Source organism: Heyndrickxia shackletonii (assembly GCF_001420715.1).
Classification (GTDB): domain Bacteria; phylum Bacillota; class Bacilli; order Bacillales; family Bacillaceae_C; genus Margalitia; species Margalitia shackletonii.
Map to the genome: position 1 here is coordinate 1,469,681 of NZ_LJJC01000004.1, position 23,723 is coordinate 1,493,403.

General features: G+C 35.5%; 22 protein-coding genes. 17 read left to right on the plus strand and 5 right to left on the minus strand.

Annotation, left to right across the window (positions count from 1 at the left end; translation table 11 throughout):
- Positions 1–95 precede the first annotated feature (95 nt).
- The 3 genes from thpR to AN964_RS06980 all read left to right on the plus strand — a co-directional run bounded on the left by thpR (position 96) and on the right by AN964_RS06980 (position 2,882).
- Positions 96–650 carry an RNA 2',3'-cyclic phosphodiesterase gene (thpR, locus tag AN964_RS06970; protein ID WP_055738986.1) on the plus strand — a complete coding sequence of 185 codons (555 nt, stop codon included), beginning with the start codon at positions 96–98 and terminating at the stop codon, positions 648–650.
- Positions 651–681: 31 nt separating this feature from the next.
- Positions 682–1,647, plus strand: a complete 966-nt coding sequence (locus tag AN964_RS06975) for a hypothetical protein (protein WP_055738987.1) — start codon at positions 682–684, stop codon at positions 1,645–1,647.
- Between the two features lie 449 nt (positions 1,648–2,096).
- On the plus strand, positions 2,097–2,882 hold the full coding sequence (locus AN964_RS06980) for a phosphotransferase family protein (RefSeq protein ID WP_055738988.1): 786 nt from the start codon (positions 2,097–2,099) through the stop codon (positions 2,880–2,882).
- On the opposite strand, the gene AN964_RS06985 is transcribed toward AN964_RS06980, so the two are convergent.
- Complete coding sequence (locus AN964_RS06985; protein ID WP_055738989.1) at positions 2,873–3,151, minus strand: YtzH-like family protein; 279 nt, start codon at positions 3,149–3,151, stop codon at positions 2,873–2,875. The two genes, AN964_RS06980 and AN964_RS06985, sit on opposite strands and share 10 nt — an antisense overlap.
- A gap of 155 nt (positions 3,152–3,306) precedes the next feature.
- On the opposite strand from AN964_RS06985, the gene trmB reads away from it, so the two are divergent.
- The gene (trmB, locus tag AN964_RS06990; RefSeq protein ID WP_055738990.1) at positions 3,307–3,951 is read left to right on the plus strand and encodes a tRNA (guanosine(46)-N7)-methyltransferase TrmB; all 645 of its coding nucleotides are present in this window, start codon (positions 3,307–3,309) and stop codon (positions 3,949–3,951) included.
- Positions 3,952–4,053: 102 nt separating this feature from the next.
- Entirely contained in the window at positions 4,054–4,896 is an 843-nt protein-coding gene (locus tag AN964_RS06995) for a YtnP family quorum-quenching lactonase (RefSeq protein WP_055738991.1), read from the plus strand.
- Positions 4,897–4,964: 68 nt separating this feature from the next.
- On the opposite strand, the gene AN964_RS07000 is transcribed toward AN964_RS06995, so the two are convergent.
- Positions 4,965–5,279 carry a PepSY domain-containing protein gene (locus AN964_RS07000; RefSeq protein WP_055738992.1) on the minus strand — a complete coding sequence of 105 codons (315 nt, stop codon included), beginning with the start codon at positions 5,277–5,279 and terminating at the stop codon, positions 4,965–4,967.
- 304 nt (positions 5,280–5,583) lie between these two features.
- On the opposite strand from AN964_RS07000, the gene AN964_RS07005 reads away from it, so the two are divergent.
- The 6 genes from AN964_RS07005 (at position 5,584) to AN964_RS07030 (ending at position 11,061) form a co-directional block, all read left to right on the plus strand.
- Positions 5,584–7,467 carry an LTA synthase family protein gene (locus AN964_RS07005; RefSeq protein WP_055738993.1) on the plus strand — a complete coding sequence of 628 codons (1,884 nt, stop codon included), beginning with the start codon at positions 5,584–5,586 and terminating at the stop codon, positions 7,465–7,467.
- A gap of 89 nt (positions 7,468–7,556) precedes the next feature.
- Positions 7,557–8,627 carry a M42 family metallopeptidase gene (locus tag AN964_RS07010; protein WP_055738994.1) on the plus strand — a complete coding sequence of 357 codons (1,071 nt, stop codon included), beginning with the start codon at positions 7,557–7,559 and terminating at the stop codon, positions 8,625–8,627.
- Between the two features lie 100 nt (positions 8,628–8,727).
- On the plus strand, positions 8,728–9,252 hold the full coding sequence (locus AN964_RS07015) for a DUF84 family protein (RefSeq protein ID WP_055738995.1): 525 nt from the start codon (positions 8,728–8,730) through the stop codon (positions 9,250–9,252).
- A gap of 97 nt (positions 9,253–9,349) precedes the next feature.
- Positions 9,350–9,841 (plus strand): hypothetical protein, encoded by a 492-nt coding sequence (locus tag AN964_RS07020; RefSeq protein ID WP_055738996.1) that lies wholly within the window; start codon positions 9,350–9,352, stop codon positions 9,839–9,841.
- Positions 9,842–9,860: 19 nt separating this feature from the next.
- Positions 9,861–10,175, plus strand: coding sequence for a thioredoxin family protein (locus tag AN964_RS07025; RefSeq protein WP_055738997.1), 315 nt, complete (start codon positions 9,861–9,863; stop codon positions 10,173–10,175).
- Positions 10,176–10,266: 91 nt separating this feature from the next.
- Positions 10,267–11,061, plus strand: a complete 795-nt coding sequence (locus AN964_RS07030; RefSeq protein ID WP_055741166.1) for a DUF1444 domain-containing protein — start codon at positions 10,267–10,269, stop codon at positions 11,059–11,061.
- A gap of 27 nt (positions 11,062–11,088) precedes the next feature.
- On the opposite strand, the gene AN964_RS07035 is transcribed toward AN964_RS07030, so the two are convergent.
- Complete coding sequence (locus tag AN964_RS07035; protein ID WP_055738998.1) at positions 11,089–11,715, minus strand: YhcN/YlaJ family sporulation lipoprotein; 627 nt, start codon at positions 11,713–11,715, stop codon at positions 11,089–11,091.
- Positions 11,716–12,156: 441 nt separating this feature from the next.
- Here AN964_RS07035 and AN964_RS07040 point away from each other — a divergent pair, with 441 nt between their 5' ends.
- Both AN964_RS07040 and murC read left to right on the plus strand, forming a co-directional pair.
- Positions 12,157–14,952, plus strand: coding sequence for a DNA translocase FtsK (locus AN964_RS07040; protein WP_055738999.1), 2,796 nt, complete (start codon positions 12,157–12,159; stop codon positions 14,950–14,952).
- 308 nt (positions 14,953–15,260) lie between these two features.
- Entirely contained in the window at positions 15,261–16,565 is a 1,305-nt protein-coding gene (murC, locus tag AN964_RS07045) for a UDP-N-acetylmuramate--L-alanine ligase (protein ID WP_055739000.1), read from the plus strand.
- Positions 16,566–16,611: 46 nt separating this feature from the next.
- On the opposite strand, the gene AN964_RS07050 is transcribed toward murC, so the two are convergent.
- Entirely contained in the window at positions 16,612–17,727 is a 1,116-nt protein-coding gene (locus tag AN964_RS07050) for an aminopeptidase (RefSeq protein ID WP_055739001.1), read from the minus strand.
- Positions 17,728–17,961: 234 nt separating this feature from the next.
- On the opposite strand from AN964_RS07050, the gene AN964_RS07055 reads away from it, so the two are divergent.
- A complete protein-coding gene (locus AN964_RS07055) occupies positions 17,962–18,450 on the plus strand; it encodes a DUF948 domain-containing protein (protein WP_055739002.1) in 489 nt (162 codons plus the stop codon).
- A gap of 11 nt (positions 18,451–18,461) precedes the next feature.
- The gene (locus AN964_RS07060) at positions 18,462–18,809 is read left to right on the plus strand and encodes a YtxH domain-containing protein (protein WP_083489249.1); all 348 of its coding nucleotides are present in this window, start codon (positions 18,462–18,464) and stop codon (positions 18,807–18,809) included.
- Between the two features lie 49 nt (positions 18,810–18,858).
- On the opposite strand, the gene AN964_RS07065 is transcribed toward AN964_RS07060, so the two are convergent.
- Positions 18,859–21,015, minus strand: a complete 2,157-nt coding sequence (locus tag AN964_RS07065) for a cell division protein FtsA (RefSeq protein WP_055739003.1) — start codon at positions 21,013–21,015, stop codon at positions 18,859–18,861.
- A 333-nt stretch (positions 21,016–21,348) separates the two neighbouring features.
- Here AN964_RS07065 and AN964_RS07070 point away from each other — a divergent pair, with 333 nt between their 5' ends.
- A complete protein-coding gene (locus AN964_RS07070) occupies positions 21,349–22,425 on the plus strand; it encodes a bifunctional 3-deoxy-7-phosphoheptulonate synthase/chorismate mutase (RefSeq protein ID WP_055739004.1) in 1,077 nt (358 codons plus the stop codon).
- A gap of 215 nt (positions 22,426–22,640) precedes the next feature.
- Positions 22,641–23,642 (plus strand): catabolite control protein A, encoded by a 1,002-nt coding sequence (gene ccpA, locus AN964_RS07075; protein ID WP_055739005.1) that lies wholly within the window; start codon positions 22,641–22,643, stop codon positions 23,640–23,642.
- Positions 23,643–23,723: the final 81 nt, after the last annotated feature.

Genomic DNA, 23,723 nt, shown 5'->3' on the forward strand with positions numbered 1-23,723 from the left:
ATCAATATATGTAAATAAAAAGGGAAATATGTCTTATAGATAGAAATTTGTTACAATATATTTGTAAATAAAATTAAACGAAAGAGGTATATGAAGTGGAAGGACATCATTATTTTTTTGCATTGCTATTGCCGCAGCATATTAAATCATATCTTCAAGAGAAATGTGAACAAATAAAGATGGATTTTCCTTTTAAAAGATGGGTTCATCATGAAGATTACCATATTACTTTAGCTTTTTTAGGTCATGCATCAGAAGAGCAGCTTGAAAAAGCGGATTATTACATAAAAGATGTCTTACGTCATAAAGAAGGGTTTGAGTTAACTCTCGATCAGTTTGGGGGATTTGGGCGTCCAGATTCTCCTAGAATCTTCTGGGCTAATACGAAGAGTTCGCAATTCTTAAATACGATTAGAGAGTTAGTGTATGATTCCTGCACTATGGCAGGATTTCAGCTAGACCCAAGACCATTTAAACCCCATATAACACTGGCAAGAAATTGGTTAGGAGATAATCAGTTTTCTCTGGAATCTTTGAAGCGTTTTGCACTGGAAGATAAAAAATTTATGGCAAATCATGTTGTGTTATATGAAACCCATTTAAATAAGAATCCTAAATATGTGATAAAGAAAACATACACACTGTCGTAAGTTTTAGACTTTCAGGAAGGAGTGAGCTTATTTGGCGCAGTTAATTAAGCTCCAAGATTATGTGTCTCGCTATGAGCAGGATGTTTACCGATATCCTACCCAATATATACGATTAAAAAAACAACAGTGGGATAAATTGAAAGAAGCATGGATAACTGATTCTCTCGAAATGTCTCCGATAGAGTGGAAGGATACAGAGGATAAAAAATCTAGCATTTTAAATAAAATGACAAAAATGTTTAAAAAAGAAGAAAAAAGTGAAATTAAGGATGAATCAGATACTAGGACTGTTACATCTCTCCAATTTGCTCCTATCCTATCCTTTCGACCTGATACAGAAGTGGAATTAAAGCAATTATTTTTAGACCAGCTCTTTAGCTTTCAATTAAAATGGGCAAGCTCAACCATTTATGAAAAATCAGATGCTCATCCAAAATACTATTATGATGACAAACTCCGCACTTTTTTGCAGCGATTTCCAGATAATTGTCTTCTTCTGTATGAGCCTGTTTTATTATTAAAGAAGGCACCAATTGAAATGGAGATTATTTTCATTACCCCAATGGAGGTATGGTGCATTACATTTTTGGAAGAAGAAAAGGATGCTGTATTTCTTGGCTCAAACGATCGATTTTGGCTGAAGAGAACAAACAAACAGGAAAAGAAACTGTTAAATCCGATGATATCATTAAATAGAATGTCAAAAATTGTGGGTCAAATTTTTTCGTATTACAATGTGGATCTTCCGATTAAAAAAGCGATTATTTCAAGAAATGGATACATCGATTTTATGGAAAAGCCATATGACCTTTCCTTATTAGAAAAAAGAGAGTATCCTAAATGGTTTGAGCAGATGAGACAAACTCGTGCTCCATTAAAGCATATGCAATTAAAAGCAGCCAAAATTCTTTTGGATTATTGTCAGACTGTAAGTTTCAAAAGGATAGAATGGGAGGAAGAAAATACCGACCCTTTTGAAGAGGAAAGTTTGAAGTGAAAATCATGGTTTCGTGATTAGTGTTTTTCTTATATTTTTAGTAATCCTAATGCAGATATAGTTATGGGCATCTTTTTTTATAAAGGTTATTCATTCTTTGTACAGATAAGGGTGTTCATAAGGTTTTCTACTAAGCCAACTAACTTTGATAAAGAAAACAGCCAAAAAAAGATGAAAAATACAGGAAATGATAAAATTCACCTTGACGAAAAATGTCAAAAAGCGATAAAATTTATTAAAAGATGGCTATTGTTGTCTACTCTAGTTTCCAATAGCTGTCTTTTTTTCTTTGTATATTATGATTATATCAATTGCTGCTGTTTGATAAACTATATAGACTGGTCATTAAGAGGAAGTCTATGTAGGTTTTTTCATCATTTTAGTATATAATATAGATTTAGATGAGTCGTATGCACGAAACATGCGCGTGAAACTGAAGGTGAATGAAGTTGGAACACATACTTGGTCAAGGCTGGGAGATACATCCGGCTGGGGGGGCAACAGGAGAAGCATTCTTTGCCAAATATCAGGAACAAAAATTATTTTTAAAAAGAAACTCATCTCCCTTTTTAGCAGTTCTATCAGCTGAAGGAATTGTTCCAAAGCTTGTTTGGACAAAAAGGATGGAAAACGGAGATGTCATCACAGCACAACAATGGCTGAACGGCAGAGAGCTAAAGCCTGAGGAAATGGGCCAAGAACGTGTTGCAAAGCTTTTGAAAAAAATACATGATTCTGCTCCATTAGTTTCAATGCTTGAGCGATTGGGAAAAGCTTCGTTTAAACCCGAAAAAATGTTGGCAGAATTAGAAAAAAGTATAGATAATGAATTGTTACAAATGCCAAGTGTCAGGTCCGCTATTACCTTTCTTAAAGCTGAAATAAAAAATATTCAGAACGGTGAATTTGTTGTTTGTCATAGCGATATAAACCATAATAATTGGATGCTTTCGGAAGATAATGAATTATATTTAATAGATTGGGACGGCCCGGTTATAGCCGACCCGGCATTGGATATCGGAATGCTTTTATATTTATATATTCCCCGCGAAAATTGGCCCACTTGGCTTAACCAATATGGTGTAATACTAACTGATCATCTATTGCTTAGGATGAAATGGTATGTGGTAAGGCAAACATTAATTGATATTCAATGGCATAAAGATAAACAACGTTATCAGGAAATGAACCATTGGACTCGATTTTTACAGGAAGTAAATGAAAGCTATGAATAGGAATTCATATCCTGAACCCATTGTGAAAGATTGCTTTGGTTGGACAAAATATGATCGTCTAAGTTTTGCGTATTAATTCCATTTTGGCTGTAAGAATATACTTGTTCTAATATTGGTCTAATATTATTATTTATACTAGGATTTACTAAAAGCGATTTAACCAATCTTTCTAATTGTTCGCATTCTGCGACGGATCCGCAGCAGTCGGTTTGATGGTTACTTAAAATATCTTTTAACAAGGTTATTTGGTCATGATGGCTCAGCGGCATGTTTTATGTACATTCCTTTCGTGAATATGGTAAATAAATATATGAAACGAAACTGGCGTTTTGGCCAGTTTCTTTAATGTCGTATCATTAGTTTGCTTTTTTCTATTAACTTTATGCAATACTATTACAACTATGAAATGAACGAGGTGTGAATTTTGCGTCTAAGACATAAACCATGGGCAAAGGATAAGCTTTTGCAATACCCACAATATGTAGTTCAAAATCCTGAAACTATTAAAGGCAAATGGAATGAAGAGTTTCAAAATGACCATCCGCTCCATATTGAGGTTGGAACAGGAAAAGGGCAATTTATATATGGAATGGCAAAGGCAAATCCGGAAATCAATTATATTGGCATTGAAATGCAGGACAGCGTAATTGTTTCTGCCTTAGATAAAATCATAGAAGATCCGTTACCTAACTTAAAACTTCTTAATATTGACGGAACCAATTTACAAGAATATTTTGCAAAAGACGATGTGGAAAGAGTGTATTTAAATTTCTCTGATCCATGGCCAAAAAAACGTCATGAAAAGCGTCGGTTAACGTATAAAACCTTTTTGAAATTATATGAGGACATTTTGGTTGATAATGGAGAAATTCATTTCAAAACAGATAATCAAGGATTATTTGAATATTCATTAAGAAGCTTTTCTGAATATGGACTTTTATTAAAATTTGTTAGCCTTGATTTACACAATAGTGACTTTGAAAATAATATTATGACAGAATATGAGGAAAAGTTTTCTTCACGCGGGCAACGCATTTATCGTTGTGAGGTACAGTATCAAACTAAATAAGGTAATGGGAAGAAATACTCTCCGCCTTAATTGATTTTGGCAGAGGGTATTTTTTTTATGATAAAATAAAGAGGACATAAGGAGAGGGAGGAAAAACACAAAATGCAAACGCTAACAATCGGAGATATAACGTTAAAATGGTTGAATGGCGGTATAACCCATTTAGATGGAGGGGCAATGTTCGGAGTCGTACCAAAGCCGTTATGGTCGAAAAAATATCCAGTCAATGAAAAAAATCAAATACCCTTATTGACCGATCCAATATTTTTGCAGGTAAATGGAAAAAATATTTTAATAGAATCTGGAATTGGATTTGGGAAATTATCAGAGAAACAAAAACGAAATTTTGGAGTTACAGAAGAATCAAAATTAGAGGAATCATTATTGGAATTAGGAATTACTCCAGGAGATATCGATATTATATGCATGACGCATTTGCATTTCGATCATGCTTGTGGGTTAACTAAGCCAGTTAATGATGGATTTGTTTCCGTCTTCCCAAATGCCGTTATCTATTCTTCCCAAATAGAATGGGATGAAATGAGAAATCCAAATATCCGTTCAAAAAGTACATATTGGAAAGAAAACTGGGAAGCTATCGAATCACAAGTTGTTACTTTTGAGAAAGAACTGTTAATTGAAGGAGTACTTCGAATGGTCCATACTGGAGGACATAGCGATGGCCATTCCATTATCTTAATAGAAAGTAAAGGCGAAAAAGCCATTCATATGGCGGATATCATGCCGACACATGCACATCAGAATCCACTATGGGTTTTAGCATATGATGATTATCCAATGACTTCTATTTTTGCAAAAGAAAAATGGATTGCACAAGCGATTGAGGACGGGGCTTGGTTTATTTTTTATCATGATGCTGTTTACCGCGCATTAAAGTGGGACGGAGAAGGAAAGCTTATAGATGCTGTAAAATGTGAACGTTAAGCAAAAGGAAAGGAGTGTCCGAATAAAATTACTTACAAAGACACTCCTTCATTATTAATATGTATTTTTTACGAAATAGGATATACATCTAAGACACTGCCTGTAGATGCATCGGCAATAAATTCATATTGCTTTCTTTCCCCATTTTGACTTGTTGTGATTCCGCCTCGGTATACTTTTGTCTTAACGGCATATTTAGTATAATCTTCCTTGGTCATTTGTATCCAGGAACCATTAATTGGTCCTTCTTCTTTAAAAGCTTTTTTCACATTTGCTAGAACGGTTTCACTAGATAGAGAAGTGTTCTTTTTTACTGCTTCATTTAATAAGTATCCACTAATTGCTCCTACAAGCGCTCCGGCAATAAAGGACTTCCAGGTCATGAATTTAAACCTCCTGTCTTATCGAAGGCTCTTTTCTTAAACCTTGTTGCTTATGTATATGAAATTCTAAGTAACAACCTTATTGAGGTTAAAATGAATAAACTTGGTAAGGAAAGATGCCCCAAAACAAAGTCTACTTAGGATTTTTAACCATTGACGTAAAGCAACAATTATTGCGAAAACAACCTATCTTAATTTAAGTATAACATGTTTAACAAATCGTAACATTTAAAAAATAAAATGATTTTTCTTGTAATATATTGCCCAATTTTTTACTATAGAGAAAGCGGGGTGAGGATACGTTATGAAAAAGTGGAATGAGTTTGTTTTTTATATTATTGCAGTTGCATTTTTAACCATCAAAACAATACTTGTTTATTTTTGCGAATTTGATTTGCGCGGCAAGTCTATGATGGAAATGCTGTTGTTGTTTTTAAATCCTATCGGCTCCGTTGCGTTATTCTTAGGAATCAGCTTTTTCTTTTCGAAAAAAATAAGAATCGTTTGTATGCTAATCGTATACACAGTATTAACAGGCATCCTTTTTGGAAACATTCTTTATTATCGATTTTACATAGATTATGTAACAGTGCCTGTTCTCTTTCAATTTCAAAATGTTGGTGGATTAAGTCAAAGCACTGTTGAATTGTTAAGATGGACGGACCCGTTACTGGTTGTTGATATAATATTTCTTATTTTTGCAGCAATAAAATTGGTTGATAAATCGAAATTCGTATCAAAAAAACAACATCGTGCTTCACTTGCTATTAGCATTATGTTGATTCTGGCAGTATTAGTCGGCGGGGAGGTTGAAGATCCAAACCTTTTTAAGAAAACATATGACAGGGAATTGCTTGTCAAAACTATCGGAACTTTCAACTACCATGTATATGATATTCTCTTTAATTCAAAAATGCTAGTACAATCAGCATTTGCTGAAAGCAACGATATTCATAAGGTAGAAAGCTATCTAAAAAAAGAAAATGCCCCAAGTCTTTCTAAATCTAGCTACCATGGACAGGCACAAGGAAAAAATTTAATTTTAATATCATTAGAATCAACTCAGCAGTTCGTCCTTAATCGGAAAATAAACGGGGAAGAAATTACACCATTTCTAAATAAATTAATAAAAGAAAGTTATTATTTTCCAAACTTCTACCATCAAACAGCTCAAGGCAAAACATCAGATGCTGAATTTATGATAGACAATGGGCTGTATCCATTATCCGGAGGCTCTGTTTTTGTAAGAAGGCCGCATAATGATTACTATGCACTCCCCGCAATTTTAAAGGAGCAAGGCTATATTAGTACGGTATTTCATAGTAATGATGAATCGTTTTGGAATAGGGGAAATATGTATCAAACATTAGGTTATGATCGTTTTTTTTCCAAAAAGGATTACCAGGTTACGGAAGAAAACTCAGTAAATTACGGATTGAAAGATATTCCGTTTTTTAAGCAGTCTATCCCATATTTAAAAAAACTGCCACAGCCGTTTTATGCAAAGTTTTTAACGTTAACAAATCATTTTCCTTTTTTGCTTCATAATGAAGATGATCGTTTCTTAAATATTGATGAAAATAATGCAGATTTGGTTCATCGCTATTTTGCTACCGTCCGGTATGAGGATGAAGCAATAAAACAATTTTTCGATTTACTAAAAAAAGAAGGCATATATAATAATTCCGTTATTGTTTTATATGGCGATCATTATGGCATATCGAGAAGCTACGATAAGGAACTTGAAGAGGTATTAGGAAAGAAAATTTCGCTTACGGATCAATTAGATCTTCAAAAAGTACCATTCATTATTCATATCCCAGGAGTAAAAGGGAAACAAATAAATACATTAGGCGGAGAAATCGATATAAGGCAAACGATTCTTGATATTATGGGAATTGTGCCAAAGAAAGAGGAAGTAGACTTTGGCAGAAGCTTGTTCTCATCTGATAGGAAAAATCTTGTTGTTTTCCGTGATGGCAGCTTCGTAACAAATAAATATGCCTATTTGGATGATGGTTGCTATGATAAATCGGTAGGTAATAAGGTTAAAAGAAATCTTTGTACCCCATATTTAGACAAAGTGCAGAATGAATTAATGTATTCCGATAATGTTATCTTTGGAGATTTACTCCGTTTTTTGGAAAGTGACGGAATTATTATTAAAAACCCTTCATCAAAAGAATAATAAGTTCAGACACTAAACTGGCGATCAGTAAGAAAGTTCTGTAAAATGAAGGGGGTACATATTAGTTTTTTTGTAAAGGGGTATGAACAATGGAAAATGAGACGCTGGAACTTTTTAGAACCTTGACAGAATTACCTGGGGCACCAGGAAATGAACATCAGGTAAGAAAATTTATGCGTGAACAATTATCCAAATATGCGGAAGAGGTTGTGCAAGATGGCCTTGGCGGTATTTTTGGAGTGAAACGCGGTAGTCAAAATGGACCTACTGTTATGGTTGCTGGTCATATGGATGAAGTAGGCTTTATGGTTACTTCGATCACGGATAATGGAATGATTCGTTTTCAAACCCTTGGTGGCTGGTGGAGTCAAGTATTGCTTGCCCAACGTGTCCAAATTATTACAGATAATGGTCCAATTATTGGGGTTATTGGTTCTATCCCTCCACATTTACTTGATGATAGCCAACGCAATAAACCAATGGATATCAAAAATATGCTAATTGATATCGGTGCAGATGACCGCGAGGATGCTAAAAGAATTGGTATCAAACCAGGTCAGCAGATTGTCCCAATCTGCCCGTTTACTGTTATGGCAAATGAAAAGAAAATATTAGCAAAAGCATGGGATAATCGTTACGGATGCGGATTATCCATTGAATTATTAAAGGAACTCCAAGGAGAATCTATTCCGAATATTCTTTATTCCGGAGCTAACGTTCAAGAAGAAGTTGGTCTTCGTGGAGCACAGGCTGCGGCAAATATGATTAAACCTGATATCTTCTTTGCTCTAGATGCGAGCCCTGCCAATGATATGTCTGGCGATAAAAATGAATTTGGTCAGCTTGGGAAAGGAACTTTATTACGCATATTCGACCGTTCGATGGTAACCCATAAAGGAATGCGTGAATTTGTTCTTGATACAGCGGAAAGCAATAGCATCCCTTACCAATATTTTGTATCGCAAGGCGGGACAGATGCAGGACGAGTTCATACTTCCAATGAAGGAGTGCCTAGTGCCGTTGTCGGAATTTGTTCTCGTTATATCCATACACATGCATCTATTATCCATGTTGATGATTATGCAGCGGCAAAGGCGCTGCTCGTGAAGCTTGTAAAAGCATGTGATAAGTCTACGGTTGAAGCAATTCGGGCAAAATAGGATAAACTGATGAGGGGCATAGAGCCCCTCTCTTTTTTATACTTGTCATAAAAAGACTCAACATTCAAGGAAATCATCAAAGACTGTAAGGAGAGATCATATGTTAGTTGCAATTGGCTCAAAAAATCCTGCGAAAATACATGCGGTCGAACTTGCTTTCAAAGAAATGAATATCGAAGTAGAAGTTCAACCAATGGATGTTCCTTCGGGAGTTAGTGAACAGCCTTTTTCAGACGAAGAAACCATAAAAGGTGCCGTACATAGGGCAGAAAACTGTTTAAATAAGAAGGAGATTGATATCGCTATCGGACTTGAGGGCGGCGTTGTCGAATCTGAATTCGGGTTAAGTGTCTGCAATTGGGGAGCTTTAGTAGAAAAAGGTAAATCTCCTATTATCGCAGGTGGGGCAAGAATCATCCTTCCCAATGAAATAACATCCCGTTTACGCTCCGGGGAGGAGCTAGGTCCAGTAATGGATGATTATGCTAATAAGAAAAACATCCGCAAAAAAGAAGGAGCCATCGGAGTATTTACGAATGGATTAGTTACGCGAGAAGAGATGTTCATACATGTAATGAAATTATTGATTGGTCAATATCAATACAGAGCTTTAATGGAGAGTTAAAAATCTTCTCTCTTGTAAAGTTTTATTTAAAAAAGTTAAAATAGTAATAGATACTCGGGTAGTATAGGGGGAACATACTATTTTACGGAAAATAACGATGGGAATGCTTTTGGTTTTCGTAATTGCCCTAATTTCAGGATGCAGCACCTCCATAAAGGAACAACAAAAGGAAGCAGTTAAAAATGTAAATGAGGCTTTTTCAAATCAACCGAAAGCAGCCAAAAAATCAACAAAACATTTAAAGCTATATCTTCCTTTTGGAATGGCGATTCAAAAAGATTCTCCAAATAATGTGATTATGAAAAGAGGTAATCAAAACTATCTTTTATTTTATAATCAAAAGGTGGATAAAAAAGGCAAGGAAGTGTACAAAATTTCTAAGCCTAATAAAGGAATTCTTCTGGATAAGAATTTCACCTCAAAGGAGAAATTTGGATATTTATTTGTTTCTAAAGTTAAAAAAAATCTTTATGAGGTGACTGTTGGAATTGGCGGCATAAAAATGACCACGGAAACAGATATGAAAAATATAGCAAGCGACGCAGAAAAAATGATGAAAATCGTTTCTTCAGTGAAATATAGAAAATAAAAGTTAAGGAGGAAATACTATGGAAAAATTAACATCTGTTGAGCAATTTCATGAACTAACAAAGAAAGGAAAACATATATTTATGTTTTCAGCGGATTGGTGCCCGGATTGCCGTTTTATAGAACCAGTGTTACCTGAGTTGGAAGAAGAATTTTCTGATTATACTTTTGTTTATGTTGATCGTGATCAATTCATTGATCTCTGCGGGGAATTAAGCATATTTGGAATCCCAAGCTTTCTTGCCTACCAAGATGGCAAAGAGCTAGGACGTTTTGTAAGTAAAGACCGTAAAACAAAAGAAGAAATCGAAAATTTCATTAACGGTCTTAAATAATGTAAAATAAGCCTCTGTCTTTTAGATAGAGGTTTTTTCATGTAAAATGAGTTAATAAAATGTTTACCCAAAAGGATGATAGATCGTGAAGATGGATACGAAAAAAATGAAAAAAGAACTGGAAAAAAGATTACAAAAAGATAATCGTAGTATTCACTATGATCGTGAAAAAGAAACGATTCGGTTTGAAAATAAAGAAACTGGCAAGGGCATTACGGTATCCTTATCGAGTGCTGTATCAAAATGGCATGAGGAAAAGGAAAAGGCAATAGATGAAGTTGTCTATTATGTAGAAGAAGCATTGGGAGTAATGGGAACGGAACAAAAAATTTCTGGTAATGAAAAGAAAATATTTCCGGTTATTCGTTCTACCTCTTTTCCACAAGAATCATCAGATGGAAATACGTTTATAACAGATGACCATACAGCTGAAACCCGTATTTATTATGCATTAGATTTAGGCAATACATATAGGCTTGTGGATGAAGAATTATTAAAAAAAGAAGGCTGGGATCAAGAGAAAATTCGCGAAATGGCCCAATTTAATCTTCGATCATTATCAACAGAAATGAAAAAAGATACAGTAGCAGGAAATGATTATTATTTCTTAAATACAAATGATGGTTATGATGCAAGCAGAATTTTAAATGAAAAATTTTTAAAGGAAATGTCGGAGAAGATAGAAGGAGATATGGCAGTTTCTGTTCCCCATCAGGATGTTCTTATCATTTGTGATCTCCGCAATGAGACTGGATATGATATTTTAGCACAAATGTCAATGAGCTTCTTTACGAATGGACATGTTCCCATTACAGCATTGTCATTTATTTATGAAAATGGAGAATTGGAGCCAATTTTTATTATGGCAAAAAATCGGAAAAAATAAAAAGGCCAGCTAATGCTGGCCTTACCTTTAACGATTATTTGGGAAAACTCTATTTACCGCACTGCTGATTTGGTCATATAATCCTTTAACAGGATGTCCTTTTCTTAGCTCATTACCAAAATCAGTTACTCGGTTGTAAAAATCTGGGTTTGTTGTTACATATACATTATCAATGGTGTTGTCCGCTTTTTTGACCTCACGGGCTATTTTATTTTCAAATGTTTTTGGCAGTTCACCTCTGGAACGGTTGTTCAGCATTACTGCCACATATGCATTATTTCCCGTAACAAGAACATTGGCTCTGCGAACTTCTTTTAAATTAGATACACGGTCTGCCGCTTCTTTTGCAATTCTGTAGTTGCTACGGTTGTTGTAATTTCTGTTATAGTTAACATCTGTTCCAAGATTGTTATCTCGGTTAACTCCAAAAGTATTATCTCGGTTAACATCAAGATTATTATCGCGGTCACGGTAGTTAACATTTGCCCCAGGACCTAGGTTATCTGTATAACTTACTCGGTCCATGTTGTTAGTGTTTGGATTATAACGAACCGGGCTTACATTACTTTTTCCCCTATCGGCATTATTATTGGCACATCCCAATAATAATCCTGAAGCAAGACCAAGTGTTAGTACTGTCTTAACGATTTTCAACGTTATCGCCTCCTTATTTCGTTAATCCCTATTAATTTTCCATACACTATTGAATTTCATTCTGCTAATTATTGTTAGCCGAGACAGGCTTATGTACTTATTTTGCCATTAACAAAGAAAATCCCTCGAAATTTCAACATATCCTTGTATAATGAATAATATAGGAATTTTAATTGCTTAAATTTCCTCTGTACTCGTTTTAGGAAATGATAAAAAATTTAACCCTGTGGATAACTTTTCAAAAAAATAGTCTGCGTCTAGCCAAAGCAGCCGTCGGCTAGCGGATTTCTCCGTCTCCTTCCTACGATAAGTCAACATTATTTTGTGAACTTCCTCACTGTGTTCCTTTATCTCAATCGAACACTACGAAATCCGTGCGTTGGAGCTGGGGAGTTTGTGCCTTTGTTTTGAAACAGGTTGAACAATAGAAAGAGTGATAAAATGAGTTGGATAAAAAATCTAATGAAAATATTTGGATCAAATGAAAGTGAAGAATATGACGAATTTGAAAATCAAGAATTAAAACGACATGAACATACAAACGGACAAATGGAAACAAAGGTTACATATCAATATCCAAAAGGAAATTTCCGATTTCCGTTACAGGTAGAAGATAAAAGGAACGCATCTATTAGGACAAGCACTTCAAAAATAAATAATAAAGATCAGTATCAAGATCAAGATCAAAAACAACATCAAAAACCAATTTCGAAAAGTCGTCCATTTACGGGGAAAACAACGGAGAAAAAATATAACAGCTCTGTGGAAACTTCCGTATCTTCTGACCAACGTGAAAGGATTCAGACTAAAATCAAGCCGAAAATAAAGCAGCCATTTCGGCCAACAGAAATTCCTTCGCCCGTGTATGGATTTAATCGACCACCAAAAAGAAACAAAGAAAAAAACAGTAATGTGCTTAACGATTTAAACAATGAGGAAAGTAAAGATATACAATCTTATAAGGATTTCGAAAATGAAACGATGCGACCAACGGCGGTTATGGAAGTATCGGAAAATAATATGGTGAAACAGGATAACGTTAATGATCATCAGTTAAAAAGAGACGAACAGCAAAAGTTGCAAAATTGGTTAGAAACAGAAGTTCCACTCCAAACAGAGCAACAGGAACTGGAAGAAGAAAAACGGTCAATTTCTAATCAAAATAAACTGGCAGGGAAAGATCAATTATTTCAACAGGAGCAAGAACTGGAAGAAGTAGCTTTAAATTCTAATTCAAATGAACCGGAAGTGGAAGAACCGCTACAAGAGGAGCAAGAAGCAGAAGAAGAAATTCCATTAAATGAATCAGAAGTGAAAGAACCACTACAAGAGGAGCAAGAATCGGAAGAAGTAGTAGCATTAAATTCTGATGCAAATCAACTAGAAGTAGAAGAACAATCACTGCAAGAGGAGCAAGAGTCGGAAGAAGAAGTAGTATTACATTCAGATGCAAATGAATCTGAGGTAGAAGAACAATCACTGCAAGAGGAGCAAGAATCGGAAGAAGAAGTAGCATTAAATTCTGATGCAAATCAACCAGAAGTAGAAGAACAATCACTGCAAGAGGAGCAAGAGTCGGAAGAAGAAGTAGCATTATATCCTGATGCAGATGAATCAGACGTGGAAGAAACAAATCCTGAATTAAATGAAGAGCCAGTTCGCTCTCATATACCATTTAACGTTATCATGCTGAAAAAAGACCGCGAAAATTTAGCTAAAAAGCAAACGGCAGTCGAAATTCCGATGGCAAATCCTGAAATTGCAGCTGCCGTAGACACGGAAGTATATGAAACTGAAGAATATATAGAAGAGGATTATGTTTTTCCATCCCTGCAGTTGTTAAATCCCCCTATCCAGCAAGATATGGATAAGGAGTGGCTTAAAAGTCAAAGTGAACTACTGGATGAGACATTATTGAGTTTTAATGTTCGGGCAAAAGTTGTAAATGTAAGTCAAGGTCCATCCGTAACAAGGTTTGAGGTTCAGCCTGAACCCGGAGTTAAGGTAAATAAAATAACCAATTTAAGTGACGATATTAAACTAAGTCTTGCTGCAAGAGATATTCGAATGGAAGCGCCTATTCCAGGTAAACATACGATTGGAATTGAACTTCCTAATGCGAAAAGCAGACCAGTATATATTAGTGAAATTATTTCCAGCGAAATATTTCAACAAAGTGAGTCACCTCTCACTGCTGCACTTGGATTAGATATTTCAGGAAACCCGGTTATAACTGATTTAAGAAAAATGCCGCACGGTTTAATTGCAGGAGCAACAGGATCAGGAAAAAGTGTTTGTATCAATTCTATTCTTGTCAGTCTGTTGTATAAATCAACTCCTGATGAATTAAAGTTGTTAATGATAGATCCGAAAATGGTGGAGCTTGCGCCATATAATTATATTCCGCATTTAGTGAGTCCAGTTATAACAGATGTCAAAGCAGCAACCGCAGCACTTAAATGGGCTGTAGAAGAGATGGAGAGAAGATATGAACTATTTGCGCATACAGGTGTCAGGGAAATCGGGCGGTATAATGAGATGGCCGAAGAAAATAGGCAATTTAATCAAAAGCTGCCTTTTATCGTCATTGTTATTGATGAATTAGCGGATTTAATGATGATGGCTCCTGCTGACGTGGAGGAAGCTATCTGCCGTATTGCCCAGAAAGCTAGGGCATGTGGCATTCACTTGATCATTGCAACCCAACGTCCATCTGTTGATGTCATAACTGGATTAATCAAAGCCAATGTTCCAACCAGAATCGCCTTTTCTGTATCCTCACAAGTCGATTCCAGAACGATTATAGACATAAGTGGTGCAGAGAAGCTGTTGGGAAGGGGTGATATGCTCTTTTTAGGTAATGGCACTTCCAAGCCTGTACGCCTTCAAGGAACATATGTCTCAGATGAGGAAATTGATCAGGTGGTGGCACATGTACGTGCAGAAAGGAAACCGGATTATTTATTTGAACAGGAAGAACTTCTTAAAAAAGCCATCATCCAAGAGGAAGAAGATGAAATCTTTCAAGATGTATGTGAATTTGTAATGGAACAAGGAGCAGCATCTACATCCCTTATTCAAAGGAACTTTAGAATTGGCTATAATCGTGCGGCACGTTTAATTGAAATGATGGAGCAGCAAGGAATTATATCGGAGGCAAAAGGCAGCAAACCTAGGGATATATTAGTTTCACGTGAAGAATTAAATATTCTCATTGGAACAGAAGATACAAATTAAAAGTAGTTTTAGGAGGAGCTTATTATAAAGGATAAGCTCCCATACTTTTTATGTAGATGAATGAAAAATTTGGATTATAAGATAATATCTTCATAAAATTGGGAAAGATATCTTATATAACTCCTCCTAAGATACCATAGTCACCCATAATAAAAAGTGCTATAATTATTAAGTATGTTTTTTGATGAACAAGGACATTACGATTCATTTTGAATTACATAACCGTTAGAAAATTGCAAGTTTTTTCTTCGCAAAAAATAGTCTTTGTCATATACTGCATACATATAGACATTGTTGGAGGTTCTATTATGACTGTATACCATTTCGTAGGCATCAAGGGTTCCGGAATGAGTTCTTTAGCACAAATACTTCACGATATGGGTTATGAAGTGCAAGGATCAGATGTTGAAAAATATTTTTTTACCCAGAAAGCCTTAGAAGACTCAGGTATAAAAATATTGCCCTTCCAGCGTGAAAATATTCAACCTGGTATGACGGTAATAGCAGGTAATGCTTTTCCTGATACACATGAAGAAATTGAAGAAGCCTTTAATAAGGGTATTCCAGTTATTCGCTACCATAAATTTTTAGGGGAATTTATGCAGCGATTTACGAGTATAGCCGTTACTGGTGCGCATGGAAAAACGGGGACGACTGGCTTATTGGCACATGTCATGAAAAATGTAAGGCCAACTTCCTATCTGATCGGCGACGGTACAGGTAGTGGTGTAAAGAATGCAGAGTACTTTGTATTTGAAGCCTGTGAATATAGAAGACATTTTCTATCCTACTTTCCTGATTATGCCATTATGACCAATATTGATTTTGATCATCCTGATTATTTTGCTAATATTGATGATGTATTTTCAGCATTTCAGGAGTTAGCATTACAAGTCAAAAAAGGAATATTTGCGTATGGGGATGATGAACAGCTGCAAAAAATTCAGGCAAAAGTTCCTGTCCTTTTTTACGGATTTGAAGAAGAGAATGATTTTCAAGCAAGAAATATTGTAAAAGAAACAACTGGGACAAAGTTTGATGTTCATGTAAGAAATAATTACTATGCAACATTCGAAATTCCTTTCTTTGGTGATCATAATGTGTTGAACGCCTTATCCGTCATTGCAATATGCCATTATGAAGGAATTGAAACAGAAGCTATTCAAAAGCATATTAAGTCTTTCCAAGGAGTAAAACGTCGCTTTACGGAAAAACAGATTGGATCGCAGATAATTATTGATGACTATGCTCATCATCCAACCGAGATAAGAGCGACTGTTGATGCAGCACGACAAAAATATCCCGATCGTAATATTGTTGCTGTATTTCAACCACATACCTTTACCAGAACACAAACATTTTTAAATGAATTTGCGGAAAGCTTAAGCCAAGCGGATGATGTTTTCTTATGTGAGATTTTTGGATCTGCAAGAGAAAATCATGGTAAATTATCAATTAAAGATTTACAAGAAAAAATTGACAGATCTGAAATCCTTTCAGAAGAAGATACTTCACCATTATTACATCTCGACAATAGTGTTATTCTATTTATGGGTGCCGGAGATATTCAAAAGTTCCAAAAAGCATATGAGAATTTATTGCAATCTAAATAATTTCTTGAAAAAGGACTGCTTGAGATAGCAGTCCTTTTTCTTATCATTATTTTAGATTTTCAGGATTCAAGCATTCCAATTCTGGTATTACAAATAGTCCGTCTTTTCGAATCAACACATCATCAAAATAAATTTCCCCGCCGCCATATTCTGGTCGTTGGATTAGAACCATATCCCAATGAATATTAGAGTTATTTCCATTTGGTGCTACATCATAGCATTGACCTGGAGTGAAGTGAATACTGCCGGCGATTTTTTCATCGAACAATATGTCTTGCATAGGGTGAAGGATATATGGATTAACACCGATTGCAAACTCACCGACATATCTAGCACCTTCATCCGTATCGAAAATCTTGTTAATTCTTTCAGTATCATTGGACGAGGCTTCAACAATTTTTCCATCTTTAAATGTTAGCTTCACGTTTTCGAAAGTAAAACCTTGGTAAGGGGATGGAGTATTGTAGGTAAGAGTCCCGTTAACGGAATTTCGTACCGGAGCTGTGTAAACCTCTCCATCTGGTATGTTAAGGTGGCCGGCACACTTAATTGCCGGAATATCCTTAATGGAAAAAGTTAAATCTGTACCCGGACTTACCAGTCTTACTTTATCCGTTTTGTTCATTAATTCCACTAATGAATCCATTGCTTTGTCCATCTTACTGTAATCCAAATTACATACATCGAAATAAAAGTCTTCGAAGCTTTCCGTACTCATTTTTGCCAGCTGTGCCATTGAAGAGTTTGGATAACGAAGAACGACCCATTTTGTTTTCGGCACCCGAATTTCTCTATGTACTTTTTTACCAACCGTATTTCCTTCGATTTTCATTTTCTCATCAGGTACATCTGCGTGTTCATTGATGTTATCACCAGAACGAAGGCCAATATATGCATCCATGTTCTGCATAACATTTGCTTCAAATTCAGCCTTCATCTCAAATTGTTCTTGTACTGCTCCCATTAAAAGGGCACGATCAACCTGTTGATCCTTTAATGAAACAAAAGGATAGCCACCTGCTGCATAAGCCTCTTTTACAAGTGCTACTACTAATTCACGCTGTAATCCGAAATTCTCAATTAACACTTTTTCTCCGGGCTGTAATTGAACGGAATAATTAATTAGATTTTTAGCCAGTTTTTCAATACGTGGATCTTTCATGTTGTATTCCTCCAGTAAAAAGTTTACGTACTATTATATTGTAACCCAAATGAATAGATCCTGTTTAATAAAAAAAGTCTAAATAATTTAATATTTGGCGAAAGAACACGAATATGAGAAAATAAAAGAAAAAAGACATCTCAAATTAGGACGTATGTTAAAGGAAAAAAAAACGAGATGAAAGTTTAGGTAGTCCATAATTGGGGAATTGTTTAGTTAACTGGAGGTTTGCAGATGATTATTATTCTTTATTTAAGTGTTGCATTAATAGCGGTGGCATTTTTAGTTCTTGTCATCAGTCTTACAAAAACCTTAAAATCCATGAAAATAACATTGGATAGGGTCTCTAAGACAATGGAAGACTTGGAAGGTCAAATGCAAGGAATAACAACGGAATCTACATTATTATTACATAAGACGAATGAATTAGCTGAAGACATTCAGAGAAAATCGGAAAAATTAAATAGTGTTGTAAATGCTGTTCAAGATATTGGATCCACTATTAAGGAATTCAACGGATCTATTAGAAAAGTATCATCAAGTCTTTCTACACAAGTTGTCAATAATCAGGATAAAATCGCACAGGTTTTACAATGGGGCTCGGTAATAAAAGAATTAAGAGATAAATGGATGGAAAGAAAAGAAAGCAAAAAAGAGCCGGTTACTTTTGATGAACAAGCAGATGTAGAACTTAGAGAGGTTAAAAGAGTAAGAAGCGAATAGGAGGAATAGTAATGGAGAAAACAGAAATGAATCGAAGCGACGCTCGTGAAAAATTAGATACAAAGACTTTTATAGTAGGTGCAATTATTGGAGGTGTAGTTGGTGCTGCTACCGCATTATTACTTACTCCAAAATCAGGAAAAGAAATTCGCAGTGATTTAACAGGACAAGTGGATACCTTGAAAAATAAAAGTAATCAGCTTAAAACGATTGCCTCTGAAAAAAGCACTGAACTTATCGCCGCAACTAAGGAAAAATCCGCTCGATTGCGTGATTTAACGATGGAAAAAGGAAGTAATTTAGCAGAAACAGTGAAAGAAAAGTCCAAAATTATAACGGAAAACGTAACGAAGAAGTAGAGGCTTTTTAATAGAAAAGAAACCAGCAGAGCCTCTGCTGGTTTTTATTTCAGCGAAATACTGGGTCCCATACAATTTCTAATTTATCTCCGTCTATGACAGTTTCGTAGAAAGTCGTTTCTTCTCCATTTTTTAATAGATGAAATTTCCCTGAGCTCTCCTTCGGTATATCGATTTCTACATATCGGAATAAATCTTGGAATATAAAAGGTTCCATCTCCATTTCTTTCATTTCAATCACATCACCGTGTGAAAGTATATCTGATTCAGATAGTTTTACTTCATTTCTATACCATTCTATTCTTGATTTCTTCATCGTAATTTTTTTACCATTAAAGAAAACATTTATTTGATAGTAGAGTGGTATGTTTTTTATGTCTGCAAGATGTTTAATCGTGCTAAGTTTACTGGAAACTACTTGAACATGATCGTTATCATGAAATGACTGTGAAAGCTTTGCAGGGTTATCATTTAATAATAATTTACTTGAAAAAGCAAGCAAGAATGTTTCCTTGCCATTTAACCGAATTCTAAATGGCTGTAAATCAGTAAGCAGCTTATCCTGCTTCGTTGTCTTCAGCAGCTCCTCAATTGTATTAGGAAAATGAATCTCTAGTTCATCTCGATCTTTCAGTAATGTATCCGTAGTCACGATTTCACCATTCATTTTAATTAAGGTTGTTATTTCATATTTTTTCCCGTTAATAAATGTAACTTTAGATGGGATATCGTCCAGCATCTGACCGATCGTGATTTGTGGTGATTGCCCATCCATTCCTTTTACAGCAATTATTTCGTCACCATTTTGCACAGGCTCATCCAACCCGCATTCCACACCATTTTTTTTAATAATGGGTGGAAGTCCATGATCACCAGGTAATGTAATTTGTTGACCATTTATTTGAACAATAATGGCCATGCCAGGCTTTCCATGTAATGAACTCACTTTTGTGCCAGATGCTAATAAACAGTCCCCAATGGTAAGCTGCTTTACCTCGAATAAACGGACAGGCTGATCGTTCACGTAGACGGTAACATAATGAACGGGAGTAAGATCCGCTGCTATGGCAATTCCAATTGGTGTAATAAATTCCGGTCCCATTGGGATTTTCTCAGAAAAGCGCAAGCCCTGAATGGCGCTAGAATCACGAATCGCAACACGATTTTCAGGAAGTTGCAGGCATTCGGCTATTTTTTTCGGCAAATCAGGGGTAAGGCTTCCCCCTCCCACAAGCATGACAGCTTTTGGCGATTTTCCGTTATTTAATTGCAAAATTTCGGTCGAGATTGCATCTGCCAGGCGATCGATCGCGTATTCTATTTGTTTTACGACATTAGCTTTATCCATTGCTGTTTCAAATCCTAATATATCTTGCACAATAATGGATTCATTTTCTAAGAGGTCCCTTTTTGCTTTTTCGGCAAGAGGAAAATCAAGAAGTAATTGATCGCTAATTGCTTCTGTAATTTCGTCCCCAGCTATTGGCACCATACCGTATGCGGTAACCGTTCCTAATTCCGTTAAAGCAATATCGGAAGTACCTGCGCCAATATCTACCAACGCGACATTTAGTCGCCTCATAGATGATGGAATGAGTACATTAATAGCTGCAATTGGTTCCAGAGTCAGTGCATCCATTTCCAGTTCTGCACGATGAAGGGCAGCTATCAAAGACTCTACGACAACCCTTGGAAGGAAAGTAGCGATAATTTCAACAGAAGCTTCATCACCTTGCTGGTCTATAAGATTACCAATCTCTTCGCCATCTAATTGGTACTGGAAAACAGAATAGCCAACACAATAATAATTTTTGCTTTTTTCTATTGAATTTTTTTCTGCAGCTATTGCTTGTGCATGTTGTACGGCACTTAATTCAAGATGCAAAACATCTTCCTTTGTTATTACCCGCTTTCCTTTAATTGATACAGACACACTTGCCTTTTCTGTTTTTAAAGCACGGCCGGCAGCAGCTACACAAACTTTTGTTAAAGGTCCGTGTTTTTTTTCCATTTCTTCTTTAACTTCTTTAATGATTTTGGAAACGGCTACGACATCATGAATTTGTCCGTCTAACATAGCCCTTTCAACATGTTCTTTTACAAATATATCGGAGACATTGTATTGTTTGTTTTCTTCTTCTAAAATAATTCCAACCACTGAACGTGTACCAATGTCTAATGCAAATATCTTCTTTTTTTCGTCCAAGATGATACACCTTCTTATATAGAATTCAAAAAGCACTTTAATACTTAAAAGCGTTTAATTGTTAAAGAAATTTTTAGTGACATTTTTACAACAATGGATTATAATGATTCCTAATATATGTTTATGGTTAATGTTTTTTCTATCTAAAATGTAACATATAGACCGAATTTTTTAAACAAAATTGAAAATTGTCTCGATGTGACATTTTAGATACAAACAAAAGGGGAGGGGTTACAAGATCTCCTAGCAAAATGACAATTGTAAAAAGCTTCACAAGGCAATTTTCTATATGAATTTGCTAATATCGTGTGATGAAAAGAAAGGGTGTAGGAAGTGGGAAATCAAGAGCTTAATGATTTACGTAAACAGGTGGAAGATGTAAATTTAAGACTATTAGAGTTAATTAATGAAAGAGGACGATTAGTTCAGGAAATTGGACGAGTTAAAGAAACTCAAGGTGTAAATCGCTTCGATCCGGTTCGTGAACGAGATATGTTGAATATTATTAAAGAATATAATGATGGTCCATTTGAAAATGCGACCGTTGAACATATTTTTAAAGAAATTTTTAAAGCCGGATTAGATCTTCAACAAGAGAATCATCAAAAAGCATTGTTGGTTTCACGTAAAAAACAGCCAGAAAATACAATTGTTACATTAAAGGGAGAAACGATTGGGGACGGAAAGCCGCATTTTGTTTTTGGCCCGTGTGCGGTTGAATCTTATGAGCAAGTTGCCGAAGTGGCGAAAGCGGTTAGGGCAAAAGGTCTTAAGCTATTAAGGGGAGGGGCATATAAACCACGTACTTCACCATATGATTTCCAAGGTTTAGGACTTGAAGGGTTAAAAATTTTAAAGCAAATAGCAGATGAATTTGATTTGGCTGTGATCAGTGAAATCGTAACCCCAACAGATATCGAAAAGGCTGTGGAATACATTGATGTGATCCAAATAGGGGCTCGAAACATGCAAAATTTCGAATTGCTTAAAGCTGCAGGTGCAATCAATAAACCAGTATTATTAAAAAGAGGACTTGCTGCAACCATAGATGAGTTTATCAATGCAGCTGAATATATTATGTCGCAAGGGAACGGGCAAATTATTCTTTGCGAACGCGGTATACGTACTTATGAAAGAGCAACACGAAATACATTAGACATAACAGCAGTGCCGATTTTAAAACAAGAAACACATCTGCCTGTTTTTGTTGATGTGACTCATTCTACCGGAAGAAGAGATTTGCTTCTGCCGGCGGCAAAAGCAGCGTTGGCAATTGGAGCGGATGGTGTAATGGCAGAGGTTCATCCTGATCCAGCGGTTGCCCTTTCTGATGCGGCACAGCAAATGGACATACAACAATTTGATAAATTTTATCAAGAGTTGCTAGCTTCACAACCAGTAAGAGTATAACCCCCGGATATCCGAGGGTTTTTCCTTTTTAAAAAATTATAAATACTAGCTTGAGTTTGTCAAAATTGTGTAATTCGTTGCAGTATAGGCACTTGTGTCGTATGATTATTCTAAGCTTAGTTTTTTCATACATACTTTTTTGGTAAAAATAAGAGAAATGGAAAATACTAATAAAAATAGAATATAGAAGTTGTAAAATTGGAGTGAAGAAAAAAATGAATATTACGATATACGATGTTGCAAGAGAAGCAAATGTTTCAATGGCAACCGTTTCAAGGGTTGTGAATGGAAATCCTAACGTAAAACCGGCAACTAGAAAAAAAGTAATGGAAGTAATCGAAAGACTTGGATACCGTCCTAACGCGGTAGCCCGTGGATTAGCAAGTAAGAAAACAACAACAGTTGGAGTTATTATACCGGATATATCTAATATCTTTTTTGCAGAACTGGCTCGCGGTATAGAAGATATTGCAACCATGTATAAATATAATATTATCTTAAGCAACTCCGATCAAAATAAAGAAAAGGAACTGCATTTACTCAATACGATGCTTGGAAAACAAGTAGACGGTATCGTGTTTATGGGCGGAAATATAACAGAAGAACATGTTGTGGAATTTGAACGCTCACCTGTCCCAATTGTATTGGCAGGTTCCATTGAACCGTTCAATAAGATTCCATCTGTAAATATTGATTATAAGCAGTCTGCGTATGATGCCATTACTGAATTTATTAATAGAGGGCATAAAAACATAGCTCTTTTAATAGGTCCATTACATGATCCTATTAACAAGGAATTAAAGCTTGAGGGGTATAAAGAGGCACTTCAAAATGCAGGCATTCCTTATAATGAAGAACTTGTTATTGAAGGTGATTATACCTATGATTCCGGTATTGAAGCATGGCAAAAATTAAGTGAACAACAATCAAAGCCAACAGCTATTTTTGCCGGAAATGACGAAATGGCACTCGGAGTTGTACATGGGGCGCAGGATGATGGTATCGTCATCCCTGAGCAGTTGGAGGTTATCACTTCCGATAATACCAGATTAGCTTTAATGGTTCGTCCACAGCTTACATCAGTAGTTCAGCCATTGTATGATATTGGAGCAGTTGCAATGAGACTTTTAACAAAATATATGAACAAAGAGAAAGTAACCGAAAATATTGTTATTTTGCCACATAGAATTGAACATCGCAGTTCAACAAAAGAATAAGAAAGCGTCTGTACTTGATAATTAATTTTTGTTATAAAAAATCAATACTTTCTTATCTCTAAAGAAAGGGTTCCCAGAAGT